Below are 14,253 nucleotides of genomic sequence, written 5' to 3'. Positions count from 1 at the left end.
AAACGGCAGGAATCCTTATATCCGTCGCTGATAAATTTGGGTTCTTGATCTTTTGGAAAATTTTCCCACATTTACAATCAGGATTTATTTACATTTAATCAAACCAACTAGAGGAATAAGAATGACAGATACGCATCAGAAAACTGGCGGCGAAACCATGCGCTTTGAAGCGGAAGTGGGACGCCTGTTAGATATTGTTGCAAACGCCCTTTACAGTGAACGTGAAATCTTCCTGCGCGAATTAATTTCAAACGCTGCGGATGCCTGTGACCGTTTACGTTACGACGCCCTGTCTGACGAAACTCTTTTGGAAGGCAATAGCGATTTTGCTATTCAGCTTTCCTTTAACAAAGAAGCTAAAACCTTGACTATTGCTGACAGTGGCTCCGGCATGTCTCGTGATGAATTGATCGGCAATCTTGGTACAATCGCGCGCTCCGGCACATCACGCTTTATGGAGAAATTGAGCGGTGATGCCAAAAAAGATACAAATCTAATTGGTCAATTTGGGGTTGGCTTCTATTCTGCTTATATGGTTGCTGATTGGGTCTCTGTAGAAAGTCGTCGTGCGGGAGAGAAGATCGGTCATCGCTGGGAAAGTGATGGCAAAGGCGAATTCACTATTGCAGAAATAGAGCGCTTTGCACGCGGCACAACAATTACCCTTCATTTAAAAGATGATGCACTCGAATTTCTTGAAGAAATGCGTATCAAGCACATTGTATCTACCTATTCCAACCACATTCCTTTCCCTATCAAGCTGGAAAGTATGAAATCTGTAGGGGAAGGTGATGAAGCGAAAGACGAGTTAAGTATCGATCAAATTAATGATGGATCTGCAATTTGGACAAAAAACAAATCCGATGTAACAGAAGAACAATATAAAGAATTCTATCACCATGTCTCACATGCCTATGACGATCCATGGTCAACCTTGCATTTCCGTGCAGAAGGTATGATTGAATATTCGGGTTTAATTTATATTCCAACCATGCGTCCATTTGACTTGTTCAATCCGGAACGCATGTCCAAGCTAAAGCTCTATGTGAAACGGGTTTTCATCACCGATGAATGTGATGATTTGCTGCCGAAACATCTACGTTTCTTGCGTGGCGTTGTAGATAGTGAAGATTTACCACTGAACATCTCACGTGAAATGCTTCAAAACAATCCTATCCTTTCAAAAATCCGTGCAGGTATTACAAAGAAAGTGATGGGAGAATTAGAGAAACGTGCTGAAAGTGATACAGAATCTTATAATGAATTCTGGGCAAATTTCGGTATGGTTTTAAAAGAAGGTTTGTATGAAGTCGGCAATGACCATCAACAGCTTTTGAAAATTTCCCGATTCCATTCTACAGAAAATGATACACTTGTCTCTTTATCAGATTATGTGGCGCGGATGAAAGAAGGCCAAGATGCTATCTATTACATCGCCGGTGAAGATAAAGACGCATTATCACGTAGTCCGCAACTAGAAGGCTTCAAAGCAAAAGGCGTAGAAGTCCTATATATGACCGATCCGGTTGATGAATTCTGGCTACCAAGTATTGGTGAATTTGACGGAAAACAATTTAAGTCTGTTACCCGCGCAGGTTCTGATCTTTCTGAAATCAAAGCGGCCCCTAATGCGGAAGACAAAACAGAAGATAAAAAAGAAGCCGCCGATGAAGACGCGATGGGTTCTTTCATCAAAGCCGTTAAAGAAGCTTTGGGCGATACCGTAGCAGATGTGAAATCCACAGACCGCTTAACAAGCAGTGCAGTTTGTTTAGTTGCTGATGAAAACGGTATGGATATGAATTTAGAACGTTTACTCAAACAACATAAGCAACTAGAACAAGCGAGCGCACGCATTATGGAAGTGAATCCAACCCATAGCTTGATCAAGTCAATGGCCAATGCGGTTAAAGGTGGTGCGGACATCACTGATGCCTCCCTGCTTCTATTAGATCAAGCCCGTATTCTTGAAGGTGAAACATTGCCAGATCCTACTGGTTTTGCATACCGAATGAGTAAGTTCATGGAAAAAGGGTTATAAAACACCAATCAAAAGGCGGGGATTTCCCGCCTTTTTTAATGCCCAATAAAAGATGGGAAATCGACCCGATCAAAATCAAAGCAAGCCAAAAAAATCCTAACTTCATCATCAAGCTCAAATGGCAAGATCAATCTTTGATAAGAAATAAACTCCCGACTTTTATCTCTAAAATCCCCAGTATCAACGAGAGGTAATTGACTTTTACGAGCCTGTTCATATCCCTCAAGTACAGATAACTCATCATGGCGTCCAAAGAAATTCACTATCGTCTCACCAGTAAAATCTTTATCTATCGCATGAACAAGAGCAGTTCCAACTAAACGATAAAGATAATCCACCCCATCATTCACGACTTCCAAAATAGCAAGGTATGGTAGTGTCTCAGCACCGATCTCGAGCGGATTAATCTGAGATTTATGAGGAACATATTTATCCTCTTTCCACTTCAACCATAACTGATACAAACTCCGGTGCCTTTGAGATTTTAGTTCTTCTACAGCCAACAAGGAATTTCCCAAACATCTTTGAATGATGATAATTTCATATGCAACCAATTGATATATATCCTAAACCCTCCTTCTTTAGCCTGCAATGATTGATTTAGAAGGAATCACGGGTATAATAAATACCTACCCATTTGAGTTATATTATATGAATAAATATCGAATTACTGTTGCAGATAAAAACCCCCTCGTATTGAGTGGCCTTGAAACACTTTTTAAAAATGATGATCGTTTCATTCTGACTGGCACAGCGCGTACTGGCGCAGAATTCATCGAATTAGCAGCACAAAACAAATTTGATATCGGCGTAACTGGTTGGGAGATGCCTGGGCTGGATGGGCGCGCTATATTGGATGCAATTGGTGAGTTTGAATATCATCCCAAAATTGTGATCTACACCGGCGTACCAAACCCACGCATTATTCGAGAAGCAATGTTAAATGGTGCAGCTGGTTTTTACGCCAAAGGTGACAGTACCGAACAATTAATAACCACCGTTGCTTCAGTTGCTGCGGGGCAAATGGTTTTTCCATATTTTGATCTTAAAAAGCTACAAGACGATCCATGGGAAAGCCTCACACGTCGTGAATTGGACTTATTGGACTATCTAAAAACAGGTCAATCCAACCAGCAAATAGCAAATTACTTAGGCCTATCCGTAAACACGATTAAATTTCACTTAAAGAATTTATATACCAAACTTGGCGTAAAAAACCGTGCACAGGCGGTAGCCGTATCGCTATCTCGCAAATCAAACCACTAACCATAGGGGTGGTATATTTACCACCCGTAAGATTTAATTTTCTATCTCGCTGAGTGTAGGCACATAGCGAAGTAATCGTTATAGTTTTATCCAACAAAGTAAAAACTTTAACAAATTATAGTCCTCAGGCTTATCTTTGCGGGAGATAGAAAATGACATTGAAAGTAGCAATTAACGGCTTTGGTCGTATAGGACGCCTTGCTTTGCGCGCCGCTATTGAGAATGGATACATCTCTTCAGGTGACATTGAATTCGTCGCGATCAACGATTTGGGTCCGGTGGAGATCAATGCCTTACTTTTCCAAAATGACTCTGTCCATGGTCCACATCTTCAACATGTAACTCATGGAGATGATTGGATTGATGTTGGCACAGGTAAAATCAAAATGACAGCCGAAGCCGATCCGTCCAAACTGCCATGGAAAGAACTTGGCGTTGATTTGGTTATGGAATGTACTGGCCGGTTTACTAACAAAGAAGCGGCATCTGCACATATAGAAGCTGGGGCACGACGTGTATTGGTATCCGCACCATGTAGCGATGCCGACTCAACCATTGTATATGGTGTAAACGAAGGCGACCTTAAAGCCAATCACACCGTAATTTCCAATGCATCCTGCACAACAAACTGCCTCGCACCTGTTGCTAAGGTCCTCAATGACAGTATCGGCATTGAGAAAGGCTTCATGACGACAGTTCATGCTTATACGGGTGATCAAAATCTACATGATGGTCTTCATAAAGACCCACGCAGAGCGCGCGCAGCCATGGGATCAATGATCCCAACGACTACAGGCGCAGCACGCGCCGTTGGATTGGTTCTGCCTGAACTTGCTGGAAAACTGGACGGTACTTCAATTCGTGTACCAACACCTAATGTATCTATGGTGGACCTGACCTTCACTTCTAAACGCGACACATCTGAAGAAGAAGTTAATCAGCTTTTATCTGGTGCCGCATCTAATGAAATGAAGCGTATCTTACAAGCAATCAATCTACCACTTGTATCCATTGACATGAACCATAACCCGGCAAGCTCAATCGCTGATCTGAGTGGGACCAAGGTTATAGAAGGTAACTTGGTTCGTATCATGAGCTGGTATGATAATGAATGGGGTTTTGCAAACCGCATGTGCGATACAGCAACATGCATAGCAGCTTTAGATCAAAAATCTCAAGATAAGGCGGCTTAGACATTTAAGCTGCTTAACAGTTTCCCTCAATCGCCTCACAGGGAAAAACCAAAGGCCATCGGTTCCGTTTCCGGTGGCCTTTTTACATGCATATAGACATAGTTACATTTGATACTTAATAAACGGAGTTTCTTTCGCCACCTTATCGTAGAGACGGCGGCCAGCCTCATTAAAGTGTTGTGTCAGCCAGTAAGTCTGGCTACATCCAAGTTTTTGAGCTTCAGCATGCACAGCTTCAATTAGCTGACGCCCAACGCGCTTTCCACGACTTTCCGGTTTGGTGAAAAGATCCACTAAGTAACAACGTGGTTCTGCGCCCCATGTATGGTCATGAAGTAAATAGGTTGTGAAGCCAATCAATCGCCCATCATCTTCTTCACACACCAAACACCAAGGGCCGGTTTCCTTTGGATTCATCAACCGATCCCAAGTATTATCTGTCGTTGCTGATAGATCCACTTCATAATATGCCTGATACCCCTTCCAAAGTGGATCCCAAGCCGTACGATCTTCAACACAAGCAGGTCTAATTTTCATAAAAGGTCACCCCTGTGAGACCAAAAGCAGATATCGGTTTGATTAAGGTTCTCGACATTTACCATCTGCCTTCAGGTCTGCAAGATATTGTTCCCAGCGCATTTCGTATTCTTCACCAAGCTGATAAAGATAGCGCCAACTATACAATCCACTGTCATGCATGTCGTCGAAGATAATTTTAATCGCATAATTGCCAATAGGTTCTATATTCATAATCCCGACAAATTTTCTTCCGGCAATCAGCTTTTTAGGTCCAACCCCATGACCTTGCACTTCGGCACTCGGACTTTCCACACGCAAATATTCGGCTGGCAATTTAAAGACCTTACCATCCTCAAAACTAACTTCGAGGCATTTTTCCTGCGTTTGAAGATGTATTTCTACAGGCTTTACAGGTGTTGAATATTTATCTTCTGTCATGAAGTTTGAACTTATAGATCATCCACATGAACGGCTTCATCAGCCAACATAATTGGAATACCGTCTCGGATAGGATATGCAAGCTTCGTTTGTTCGGAAATCAGTAATTGTCTTTCCTTATCATAATTCAAAGGGCTACGTGTACCGGGCTCCACCAAAATCTCTAATAATTTTGAATCAATTTCTGCATGCGTAGACATATCTTATTCCTAAATCTTCTTTAATGAATACGAGAATACATATCAGTTAGTTTGTGTGAAAACCACCACTTTCATCATTTTGTAAAACGGCCATTTCCAACAATGTGATTAACATTGCGGCTCGTTCTTGCAAAGTGCCAGCTTCAAGCAATGCCTGTTTCTCAACAGGGCCAAATGGACAAATCATTGCTAACGCGTCAATCAAAATCTCAACTTGCGTGTTCTCAAGCAACCTCAGATCAACATTCATATTATTAAGCGTCAAATAACGCTCTAGTAAAGGCATCAGATGACGTTTATCAACAGTGATTGGCTGACTATCCTTTAAATCCTCTTCAAAGCCACTCCAACCAACGATTGCCTCTCGATATCCACGATCAGAAACGGCTTCTTCCATCAAGGTAAAGCGACAAACACCACGCAACTGGATTGTAAAACGACCGTCTGAAGTTTCTTCAAAATTAGTTACACGCCCCATACAGCCCACGTTAAACAAAGGGGCGATACCAGACACGATTTGAGTACGCATTTCCGTTTCATCAGGATCACGAGGCTGGATCATCCCCATCAGACGACCTTTAGACAAAACATCTTCGAACATATTGATATAGCGATCTTCAAAGATGTTTAATGGTAAAATTTGTCCTGGCAGCATCAATACATTTGGCAACGGAAATATCGCCAATTTGGTTGGTAAATCATCAAATGCCGGATCAAATCGTCCCATTCGCCTATCCATTCCCTTTAAACAGAAAACATCAAAGATGATAACTTCTTACGGCTTGCAATGACAAGTGGATCGGCGTGACCAATGGCTTCAAAGAATTTCAGCAACTGTACGCGCGCAGCACCATCATTCCATTCACGATCTTTTGAGAAAATTTCTAGCAACAGATTCATCGCACTTTCATTATCCCCCGTGGCATAAGTCGCAAGCGCCAAATCAAAACGCGCCTGATGGTCATCCGCGTTAGCTTCCACGGCCTTTTTCAAATTTTCAATCTCACCGACGGCTCCTGCAGCTTCCAAGGCGACATCAATTGCTTTCTTGATTTTTTCAAAGGCGGGATCGTCTTGCACCTCAACAGGCAAACCTTCCATCAGACCTTGTGCCCCTTCAATAGATCCCATCTTCAAATAGCAGTCAGCTAACGCTGCGGTTGCCGCAATGTGATTAGGTGCATGTTGTAAAACCTGCGTATAAATCTCAGCAGCTTCACTAATCTGACCTTCGGTCATTAATTGGTCCGCATGCTCCATAGCACCTTGAACTGGGTCTCCCATATCACCACCTCCAGCTTGTGCCATTTTTTGTACAAAAGCATCAATCTGACTTGGCGGCTGCATCCCCATAAAGCCATCGACTGGTTGACCACCAGCAAACGCAAACACGGCTGGAATAGATTGCACCTGCAACTGGCCTGCAATGCCCGGGTTTTCATCGATGTTGATTTTCACCATTTTCACCTTGCCACCTGCACGTTGTACAGCAGATTCCAAAGCAGGGCCCAATTGCTTGCATGGCCCACACCAAGGCGCCCAGAAATCAACGATAACGGGTTGCTGCATACTTGCTTCCATCACATCCTGACGGAAAGCTGCATCGCTACTATCTTTAATCAAATCACCGCCAGCATTCGGATTATTTTGCATCATCGGATTGTCCATCTTTTTCTCTTTCTTAGAATACTTAATCTGCAGCTTCTTGCGTAGCTATTTCATCTGCAAGTGCTTTAAAATCCACCATCATAGGATCGTAACCTTCTGCCTTGAGGAAAGTCATTAAAGCTGAAGGCGTCACGGCTGTTGTACGATCATTACGCAAAGGGTGACCATTAATAAGCTCTTCTTCCATCAAGGCTGTATCTAAAACCATGCGAACACGTTTTTCAGTATCATTAATCACGGAAAAAGCTGTTACAGACCCTGGTATCACTCCAAGCACTTCCATCAACAAGTCTGCATTACCAAAGGATAGATTTCCTGACGCCCCAAGAACATGGCGCAATTGTTTTAAATTTATTGGACAATCTTCATCTACTGTCGCCAACCACAAGTTTTTTTTCTTATCGCGTAAGAATAAGTTTTTTGTATGTCCACCTGGTAAATCATCACGGTGAGATTTTGATTCCTCTACCGTAAAAGCAGCCTCATGCTCCACTGTGCGATAGTTGATTCCCAACGCATCCAAACGTGCATATAATTCCTGATCTGTTTTCGGCATTTTTACATCCCATCATCAACGATAAAATTCAGCGCCAAATAGATAACGATTATAGCCTCCAATTGCAATAAGACAGCCTAGTATAACTATTGTTTCCTGCGACTTTTCATAGAATGCTTAAAAAAAATGAAACTTTTTTGAAAAAGGGGCTTGCCTTGTCCGTGATCATGCGTATTATCCGCCGCACTTGAGGGCAACAATTTGCTCCAAGTCGCTGATTGCGGGCGTAGCTCAGGGGTAGAGCGCAACCTTGCCAAGGTTGATGTCGTGAGTTCGAATCTCATCGCCCGCTCCATGGAAAACCCGTCGGACATCTGTCGGGTTTTTCTTATTAAATCGATCATGATCCTTACCCATTTGATGATGATCTATGTTGCGGGCGTAGCTCAGGGGTAGAGCGCAACCTTGCCAAGGTTGATGTCGTGAGTTCGAATCTCATCGCCCGCTCCATGAAAAACCCGTCGGACATCCGGCGGGTTTTTCTTTTATTATCGAATCTAGTTATCTTGCCCGTGTAGACTTCCTACTTAGTCTTTTTTCTGGTTTTGCTGAAGAATTGTATCAACCAATAAATTCATTTCATTTTTTGTTATTTTATGATGGCGTGTAAACATAAAAGCCGCCTGCCCAAACAACAGAGAAATTACCGCCAACCCAACAAAATAAGCTGAAGAAAAACCTGCCCAGATATGAGGCTCAAACGCACCTGTTGTAAAACGATGATACATAAAGAAAACACCTAAAGAAATACCTATTACTCCAAAAAATAGGCCAATGAATGCAAAAGCAGTAAATGGACGATGACTAATAATAGTTGATCCAATAATAGAGCTTGTTTGCTTTGCATAACGCCAAAGGTTACTAGCTACGCGTGACTTGCCAAATTCTCTCTCACCACGAATTTCCAATGGAACTTCGATAATAGAAAAGCCATTAAATACTGTCTGTAAAATAGCCTCATGCGTGTAGGTAAAATTTCCAAGTAATGAAAGTGTCCGAATCACGTCTTTGCTATAGGCTCTAAATCCGCAAGATACATCATAGAATTTCTGCCCTGTCAGAATACTCACCAATCCGGAAATTCTATGGTTACCCCATTTCTTTATTGCCGGCATTTTAGGGTGTAACGTCTTATCTTTAAAACGTGACGCAGTTGTCATATCTGCTTCACCTGATAAAACTGGTGCTAACAATTCAGGAATATCATTTGGATTAAATTGGCCATCACCATCCATATTCAACATAAAATCGTACTCATGGACCCTGGCATAATTCAAACCTGTACGGAAGGCAGCACCCACACCTTTATTACGCGGATGACTGACATAATATGCCCCAGCATTTTCAGCTTCCTTCACAGATGAATCAGTGGATCCATCATCAACTACCAAAACATCAATACGATTAATCCCTTTGATCGTATTTGGAATTGCTGAGATCACAGCTGCAATAGTCTTTTCCTCGTTCAAACAAGGTATCACAACTAGGAGAGATTTCGCCGACATATTTCTTATTCCCAATTTTCGCAGCCTGTATAACGCTACTATATTTTACTTACTTAACCCCGGTATCTTCGGCCCATATACCAAAGAGTAGAAGCGACCACAAAAAATAATGATGTGATTGCTGCTGATTCTTATGAGCTTTCCATAGTGCCCGAACTCCATCAGGTTTTAGCCAAGGTGCAAAACGATCAGCTTCATCATAAAAGAATTTGTTTGCAAGATCATGCAGTTCATCCACTAGAATTTTTGCAATCGGCACATTGAAGCCACGTTTTTTTCCATGAATCAACTCGGCCGACATCGTCATTTTCTCTAAACTCTTGCGAAGCACCAACTTGTCTGGCCCCTTCATTGATGTGAGCAAACTATGATCCAAACTGCCAGCCAATTCCATCATCCGTCTGTCCAAAAATGGCACCCGAACTTCTAAAGAATGCGCCATACTAATGCGATCACTCTTAACCAACATGTCGCTTGGTAGATAGTATTGCTGATCCCCTACCATCCAGCGATCTATATCTGAGGAAGCCTGACTATTAGTTATTGTAGCGTTATACTCAGTCATTGGATCTGTAGAAATCAATCCGGACATTTCTGCCCCGTATATAGCAGGCAACTGATATTCAAATAAATAGCGACGCCATTGCGAATGTTGCTGTCCGCTTCCATATTGATATCCAAGCATAAATCGTCCGACTTTTTCTGCGAGAGGAATACGCCCATCTCGCGCATTATTTCTCTGCATTGCAAATTCGCCTATCATCTTGGCAATTGACGTTGGGAATATACCATTCAAAGCACCTGCAATTCGAGATGCTCTATAGGTAGGATATCCAGCAAAAAACTCATCTCCGCCTTCACCGCTCAAAGCCACAGTAACATGCAGCTTAATAGTCTTGCAGAGTTTGTATAAGGCATAGCCCGAAGAATCCGATAATTGTGCATCAGTCGCATGCGCAATGGCACGCACAATATCTTCCGGTTTCTCATCATTTTGGATTTGAATAATATGGTGCTCTAATCCAGTTTCTTTCGCTACAATGCTAGCGCCGCCACTTTCATCGAACGATTTTGAAGAAAAACTCGCCGTAAAAAGCGGCACATCAAACCCTTGCGCACTATATGACATCAAGGAAGAATCAATACCCGCGCTTTGCATAATTCCAATTGGAACATCAGAAATCATCATATCTGCCACAACAGTCTTCAATGTTGCTGATATCCGCTCGCTCGCCTCATCAAGTGAGGAGATTTCGGCGACACGACTTGGCTGCCAAAAACGTACGTCACTTATCACTTGACCATTTATATCGTAACGTCGGATCGTGCCCGGAGGAAGCTGACTGACATTTTCCAATGTAGACCGATCAGGTCCTACATAACCATTAGTAAAATAGCTGTGTAAATTCTCTGCACTCAAACGAAATTTGTGATCTGGAAGTGTCAAAAACGACTTAATTTCACTTGCGAAATATAAAGTTGTATCCAGTTGATAGATGTATAGCGGCTTAATACCAATTGCGTCTCGTGCCAAAGTGAGCTCTTTATTCTTACGATCCCAAATTGCAATCGCAAACATTCCTTCTAACTTATCAAAAAGCGCATCGCCCCAAAGTTTAAAACCTATTGGTAGAATTTCAGTATCACATTGCGTTTTGAACTGATAGCCAGTCTCTTTGGTGATCTCCATTCTTAATGACTTAAAGTTATAGATTTCACCATTATAGGTGACTACATTTTCTTCGTCAGAATCCGCCATCGGTTGATGACCTGCTTCTGAAATATCTAATATGGATAAACGACGATGTCCCAATGCGACAGGACCGTCCAAATACTGACCATGTCCATCAGGTCCACGATGCGCGAGCGCAGTCGTCATGCCACGAAGTATTTCTTCTGAATTCTTACGACCTTCAGAAAACAGAAAACCCGCGATCCCACACATTAAGTCATTCCCCTAAATCAAAACGAAAACAGATTTCTTATTTCCCCTTGCATAGTCATTTCACAGGAAACAAGCAATTACTTATTGACTGATTTATAGAGTTTAGTTTAGTTGTGAGTCTGTTTTTGAAGCTAATCTATCCCTTTAAAATTATAAGTAAATTAAGAGACAAAAGACAATGCTGCAACATGTTGCCTATTTAGTAGGCTTTTCTTTTTTATTGGCTTTAGGCCAGTTGTGCTTCAAGTCGGCAGCAAACCATCTAAATCAAAATAATGATTTACCCATTATAGAGGCTCTAATATCCAACTTCTGGCTCTGGGGTGCTTTCGCTCTTTATGGTATGTCTTCGTTACTCTGGGTTTTTATATTAAGGGTTGTCCCACTCAATTTAGCATATCCATTTGTAGCTATCGGATTTATTCTTGTACCTCTTGGTGGATGGTATTTTTTCTCGGAACATGTGAATTCTTGGTACATTCTAGGCGTAGGTTTTATCATCCTTGGCTTACTTATCATTACACTAAAAGCACAAATTTAAAGGTTCATTTATTATGCAAAACACTGAAATCAAGTTGAATTGTGTTAACGGCATTTGGTACGCAGAAGACATCAATTCTGGATATTGGGGAAAGGCATCATCACCAGATGAAGCTGTTTCTAATATTGAACAACAAAAAACAAATTATGCTGAATTTCAGAGAGAAAGCGGATTTAAACCTATTAGCTCAATCAAACCGCAATTGGTTTTGACTCAATTTTTCAAAAATATTTGGCCTTCAATTAGAGTGCTAATTATATTTAGTCTAGCGTGTATTCCGCTTCACTTAGCTATATATACAGGTATTAAAGAAGGTGGTTCTTCGATAAAAAACTCATTAGATGGCGAAGGTATTTGGGGGCGTATAGATAAAATCATACTTAAACTTGGAGACCCAAAGTTTGAACTTTCAAAAGAGGAAACTGAAGAACTTCACCAAGCAATAGAACGTATAAAAGATCGATATAATTTGCTGACAAATGAGCAAATAAAAGAAACAACTTCTGAAGAATAGCAGATCCTCAAAGCGAAACAGAGAAATGATACGTCTTGGAAATATTAAATTTTGGCAGATTGCTGTTGTCTTAGCGCTAGCGATCCTTGCGGCCACTCCTAAATATAGAGATAAAGGTTGTATAGAGACAATAACAATGGCTAGTTATGTTAGCTTCTCTTTTAATTGCGATTCACCAGAACTAACAAATAGACACCTAGCACCTCATAAATTCTTTACCGAATATCATAATTGGAAAGGACGTCCAGTCTATTTCACCTATGGACTAGCAATGGGGTATGCACTTTCTGGACCTACTGCATTCATTAAGCCCTTAATTACGATTGAGGACTCTTTAGGTGTAGGCCGCGCAAAACATGTGTCAAACGCCCTAAACTTTTACTTGGCGTATTTCATTCTAAATATAAGCATTGTCTTTCTGTGCTGTTGGGGTGCTCTGAGAATTAGTGGCCTGCAAACATCAGGATATCCAGCAATGGCTTTGGCATTAGTTATTGCCAGCTTAGATATTGTTGAAGCAGGTACCTTCTTGCTGCACACTGTTATAATGAATCTGCCAGTTGCAATTGGCGCCTGCATGTATTGCTTACTAGGTGCACAATACAAACTAATATCTAGATTGTCATATGTTTCTCTCGGGCTCTTTATCGGGCTTTCAATTCTCGTTTATCCTGCATTTTCGATCCTTATACCCGCCTTTATATGTGGCCTATTTTTTGGCATTTTCGTACTAAAACAGACTAATATTTCAATTGTTAAATCACCTTTTTTGAACTTTTTTATCTTTTTCAGCCTATCTGTGATCCCGGTCATACTCTGGACAAGCCTGAATCAATATATATTTGAAACAAGCACTTACCTAACCTTGGATAAAGGGCAGTTCAAATGGCTACCAGAAGCAATACAACATGATAATTGGGACGAAATAATTTTCCAAAAGTTAAAAACCTTCTTTGGATATGTTTATACATACACGAGACTTGAGATCGCGCTGGCCTCTATAGTATTTGTAAGCACTTACGGTTTTGCCATATATAAAAAAAAGAAAATATACTATCCATTTAAAGACTTACCATTTTTCTCTCTTCTAGTCGCAATCTTGGGTGTTTTATCATTTAATCTGTTACAAGGTGTTTATTTTCCGCGTATGCACTATTGCATAACGGCCTTAATTTACATCGCTGTGATGAGATTCTCTGTATTACAGAAATGTGAAAATTTTACAGGATTTCTTTTCATATTAGTTTCAGGTGCACATTTTTATGACGCAATTTTCCACTATACGACTACAGGGGATTAAAAAGCCCAAGGCCCCTTCAGATAAAAAGGAACTTTTGTCAGTTTAATCAAGACCCAGGAAATTCTCTAAGTCAGATATTTCCGCCGGAAAGGCAAAGCCAATTTCATGATCCAACATTTCCATTTTGGATTCATTAGTTGAAATTGTGCATAATGTAACTTGCTTTACTGAAGTTGCCAGCGCTTGCCATATTTCTCGCGAACGGCGTATCGCTTCTGACACACCCCATAATTCCATCGTGGCTCCACCACTGTATCGAATCTCAACAAAACCAGCGCGGTATAGATCCCCATGCGCATGCATTTTTTCAATCGAATAAGGTGTATTATCTTGATCAAGTATAGGAATTCCCTGTTGCACCACATTATCAGGCGTGATCCAACAACCATATTCAACATGAGAGTCCACTAAAGACATAACCCTTCCCCAAAAATGCCAATCATAGGAAGTACTTAGGACGCCCCTCAGCCCTTCCAGTTTTTCGCACAGCCATATGCGAAATGTCCTTAAAAAGTATTATGCCGACTTTTTTAATAGAATGCAACTATATCAGACTATCATAATAAT

16 protein-coding genes and 2 tRNA genes are annotated in these 14,253 nt (G+C 41.2%); 8 read left to right on the top strand and 10 right to left on the bottom strand.

Annotated features, from left to right (window positions below; translation table 11 throughout):
- Window positions 1–121 precede the first annotated feature (121 nt).
- Window positions 122–2,041 carry a molecular chaperone HtpG gene (htpG, locus tag E1160_RS06355; protein WP_155154168.1) on the top strand — a complete coding sequence of 640 codons (1,920 nt, stop codon included), beginning with the start codon at window positions 122–124 and terminating at the stop codon, window positions 2,039–2,041.
- A gap of 35 nt (window positions 2,042–2,076) precedes the next feature.
- Here htpG and E1160_RS06350 read toward each other — a convergent pair whose 3' ends face one another.
- Window positions 2,077–2,544, bottom strand: a complete 468-nt coding sequence (locus tag E1160_RS06350) for a PAS domain-containing protein (RefSeq protein WP_218048747.1) — start codon at window positions 2,542–2,544, stop codon at window positions 2,077–2,079.
- 148 nt (window positions 2,545–2,692) lie between these two features.
- Here E1160_RS06350 and E1160_RS06345 point away from each other — a divergent pair, with 148 nt between their 5' ends.
- Window positions 2,693–3,307, top strand: a complete 615-nt coding sequence (locus E1160_RS06345; RefSeq protein ID WP_155154166.1) for a response regulator transcription factor — start codon at window positions 2,693–2,695, stop codon at window positions 3,305–3,307.
- Window positions 3,308–3,459: 152 nt separating this feature from the next.
- Window positions 3,460–4,500 (top strand): type I glyceraldehyde-3-phosphate dehydrogenase, encoded by a 1,041-nt coding sequence (gene gap / locus E1160_RS06340; RefSeq protein ID WP_155154165.1) that lies wholly within the window; start codon window positions 3,460–3,462, stop codon window positions 4,498–4,500.
- 102 nt (window positions 4,501–4,602) lie between these two features.
- Here the strand turns inward: gap and E1160_RS06335 are convergent, their stop codons facing one another.
- From E1160_RS06335 to E1160_RS06310, 6 genes are read right to left on the bottom strand one after another with little or no spacing between them, the layout of a single operon-like run.
- Window positions 4,603–5,037, bottom strand: a complete 435-nt coding sequence (locus tag E1160_RS06335; RefSeq protein WP_155154164.1) for a GNAT family N-acetyltransferase — start codon at window positions 5,035–5,037, stop codon at window positions 4,603–4,605.
- A 42-nt stretch (window positions 5,038–5,079) separates the two neighbouring features.
- Entirely contained in the window at window positions 5,080–5,457 is a 378-nt protein-coding gene (locus tag E1160_RS06330; RefSeq protein WP_155154163.1) for a gamma-butyrobetaine hydroxylase-like domain-containing protein, read from the bottom strand.
- Window positions 5,458–5,468: 11 nt separating this feature from the next.
- A complete protein-coding gene (locus E1160_RS06325; RefSeq protein ID WP_155154162.1) occupies window positions 5,469–5,657 on the bottom strand; it encodes a Trm112 family protein in 189 nt (62 codons plus the stop codon).
- A gap of 46 nt (window positions 5,658–5,703) precedes the next feature.
- Window positions 5,704–6,384 (bottom strand): LON peptidase substrate-binding domain-containing protein, encoded by a 681-nt coding sequence (locus tag E1160_RS06320; RefSeq protein WP_218048746.1) that lies wholly within the window; start codon window positions 6,382–6,384, stop codon window positions 5,704–5,706.
- A gap of 17 nt (window positions 6,385–6,401) precedes the next feature.
- On the bottom strand, window positions 6,402–7,325 hold the full coding sequence (trxA, locus tag E1160_RS06315) for a thioredoxin (RefSeq protein WP_218048745.1): 924 nt from the start codon (window positions 7,323–7,325) through the stop codon (window positions 6,402–6,404).
- Between the two features lie 22 nt (window positions 7,326–7,347).
- Window positions 7,348–7,881, bottom strand: coding sequence for a prolyl-tRNA synthetase associated domain-containing protein (locus tag E1160_RS06310; protein WP_155154160.1), 534 nt, complete (start codon window positions 7,879–7,881; stop codon window positions 7,348–7,350).
- Window positions 7,882–8,101: 220 nt separating this feature from the next.
- Between E1160_RS06310 and E1160_RS06305 the strand changes: the two genes are divergently transcribed.
- Together E1160_RS06305 and E1160_RS06300 are read left to right on the top strand one after the other, a co-directional pair.
- Window positions 8,102–8,176: transfer RNA gene (locus E1160_RS06305), tRNA-Gly, on the top strand.
- Between the two features lie 80 nt (window positions 8,177–8,256).
- Window positions 8,257–8,331 (top strand) — tRNA-Gly (locus tag E1160_RS06300).
- Between the two features lie 77 nt (window positions 8,332–8,408).
- Here the strand turns inward: E1160_RS06300 and E1160_RS06295 are convergent.
- Both E1160_RS06295 and asnB read right to left on the bottom strand, forming a co-directional pair.
- On the bottom strand, window positions 8,409–9,386 hold the full coding sequence (locus tag E1160_RS06295) for a glycosyltransferase family 2 protein (RefSeq protein WP_155154159.1): 978 nt from the start codon (window positions 9,384–9,386) through the stop codon (window positions 8,409–8,411).
- A gap of 49 nt (window positions 9,387–9,435) precedes the next feature.
- The gene (asnB, locus tag E1160_RS06290; RefSeq protein ID WP_155154158.1) at window positions 9,436–11,331 is read right to left on the bottom strand and encodes an asparagine synthase (glutamine-hydrolyzing); all 1,896 of its coding nucleotides are present in this window, start codon (window positions 11,329–11,331) and stop codon (window positions 9,436–9,438) included.
- Between the two features lie 178 nt (window positions 11,332–11,509).
- Between asnB and E1160_RS06285 the strand changes: the two genes are divergently transcribed.
- Genes E1160_RS06285 through E1160_RS06275 form a run of 3 tightly spaced genes read left to right on the top strand, consistent with a single transcriptional unit; the run spans window position 11,510 to window position 13,686 of the window.
- Entirely contained in the window at window positions 11,510–11,872 is a 363-nt protein-coding gene (locus E1160_RS06285) for a DMT family transporter (RefSeq protein ID WP_155154157.1), read from the top strand.
- 13 nt (window positions 11,873–11,885) lie between these two features.
- Window positions 11,886–12,386 carry a hypothetical protein gene (locus E1160_RS06280; RefSeq protein WP_155154156.1) on the top strand — a complete coding sequence of 167 codons (501 nt, stop codon included), beginning with the start codon at window positions 11,886–11,888 and terminating at the stop codon, window positions 12,384–12,386.
- A gap of 25 nt (window positions 12,387–12,411) precedes the next feature.
- Window positions 12,412–13,686 carry a hypothetical protein gene (locus tag E1160_RS06275; RefSeq protein WP_155154155.1) on the top strand — a complete coding sequence of 425 codons (1,275 nt, stop codon included), beginning with the start codon at window positions 12,412–12,414 and terminating at the stop codon, window positions 13,684–13,686.
- Window positions 13,687–13,728: 42 nt separating this feature from the next.
- Here E1160_RS06275 and E1160_RS06270 read toward each other — a convergent pair whose 3' ends face one another.
- A complete protein-coding gene (locus tag E1160_RS06270) occupies window positions 13,729–14,103 on the bottom strand; it encodes a hypothetical protein (protein WP_155154154.1) in 375 nt (124 codons plus the stop codon).
- Between the last annotated feature and the right edge of the window lie 150 nt (window positions 14,104–14,253).

Origin of the sequence: Curvivirga aplysinae, from assembly GCF_009711445.1 — a bacterium.
GTDB classification, from domain to species: domain Bacteria; phylum Pseudomonadota; class Alphaproteobacteria; order UBA8366; family Aestuariispiraceae; genus Curvivirga; species Curvivirga aplysinae.
Note: the sequence above shows the minus strand (reverse complement) of the source record. Positions and strands in the feature narration are given on the sequence as shown.

What these genes read in the sequence shown, in the direction of transcription:
- gap (WP_155154165.1), top strand. Translation starts at nt 3,460, where the DNA reads ATGACATTGAAAGTAGCAATTAACGGCTTTGGTCGTATAGGACGCCTT.
- htpG (WP_155154168.1), top strand. Translation starts at nt 122, where the DNA reads ATGACAGATACGCATCAGAAAACTGGCGGCGAAACCATGCGCTTTGAA.
- E1160_RS06335 (WP_155154164.1), bottom strand. Translation starts at nt 5,037, where the DNA reads ATGAAAATTAGACCTGCTTGTGTTGAAGATCGTACGGCTTGGGATCCA.
- E1160_RS06285 (WP_155154157.1), top strand. Translation starts at nt 11,510, where the DNA reads ATGCTGCAACATGTTGCCTATTTAGTAGGCTTTTCTTTTTTATTGGCT.
- E1160_RS06280 (WP_155154156.1), top strand. Translation starts at nt 11,886, where the DNA reads ATGCAAAACACTGAAATCAAGTTGAATTGTGTTAACGGCATTTGGTAC.
- E1160_RS06325 (WP_155154162.1), bottom strand. Translation starts at nt 5,657, where the DNA reads ATGTCTACGCATGCAGAAATTGATTCAAAATTATTAGAGATTTTGGTG.
- E1160_RS06345 (WP_155154166.1), top strand. Translation starts at nt 2,693, where the DNA reads ATGAATAAATATCGAATTACTGTTGCAGATAAAAACCCCCTCGTATTG.
- trxA (WP_218048745.1), bottom strand. Translation starts at nt 7,325, where the DNA reads ATGGACAATCCGATGATGCAAAATAATCCGAATGCTGGCGGTGATTTG.
- E1160_RS06295 (WP_155154159.1), bottom strand. Translation starts at nt 9,386, where the DNA reads ATGTCGGCGAAATCTCTCCTAGTTGTGATACCTTGTTTGAACGAGGAA.
- E1160_RS06310 (WP_155154160.1), bottom strand. Translation starts at nt 7,881, where the DNA reads ATGCCGAAAACAGATCAGGAATTATATGCACGTTTGGATGCGTTGGGA.
- asnB (WP_155154158.1), bottom strand. Translation starts at nt 11,331, where the DNA reads ATGTGTGGGATCGCGGGTTTTCTGTTTTCTGAAGGTCGTAAGAATTCA.
- E1160_RS06275 (WP_155154155.1), top strand. Translation starts at nt 12,412, where the DNA reads ATGATACGTCTTGGAAATATTAAATTTTGGCAGATTGCTGTTGTCTTA.
- E1160_RS06270 (WP_155154154.1), bottom strand. Translation starts at nt 14,103, where the DNA reads ATGTCTTTAGTGGACTCTCATGTTGAATATGGTTGTTGGATCACGCCT.
- E1160_RS06320 (WP_218048746.1), bottom strand. Translation starts at nt 6,384, where the DNA reads ATGGGACGATTTGATCCGGCATTTGATGATTTACCAACCAAATTGGCG.
- E1160_RS06330 (WP_155154163.1), bottom strand. Translation starts at nt 5,457, where the DNA reads ATGACAGAAGATAAATATTCAACACCTGTAAAGCCTGTAGAAATACAT.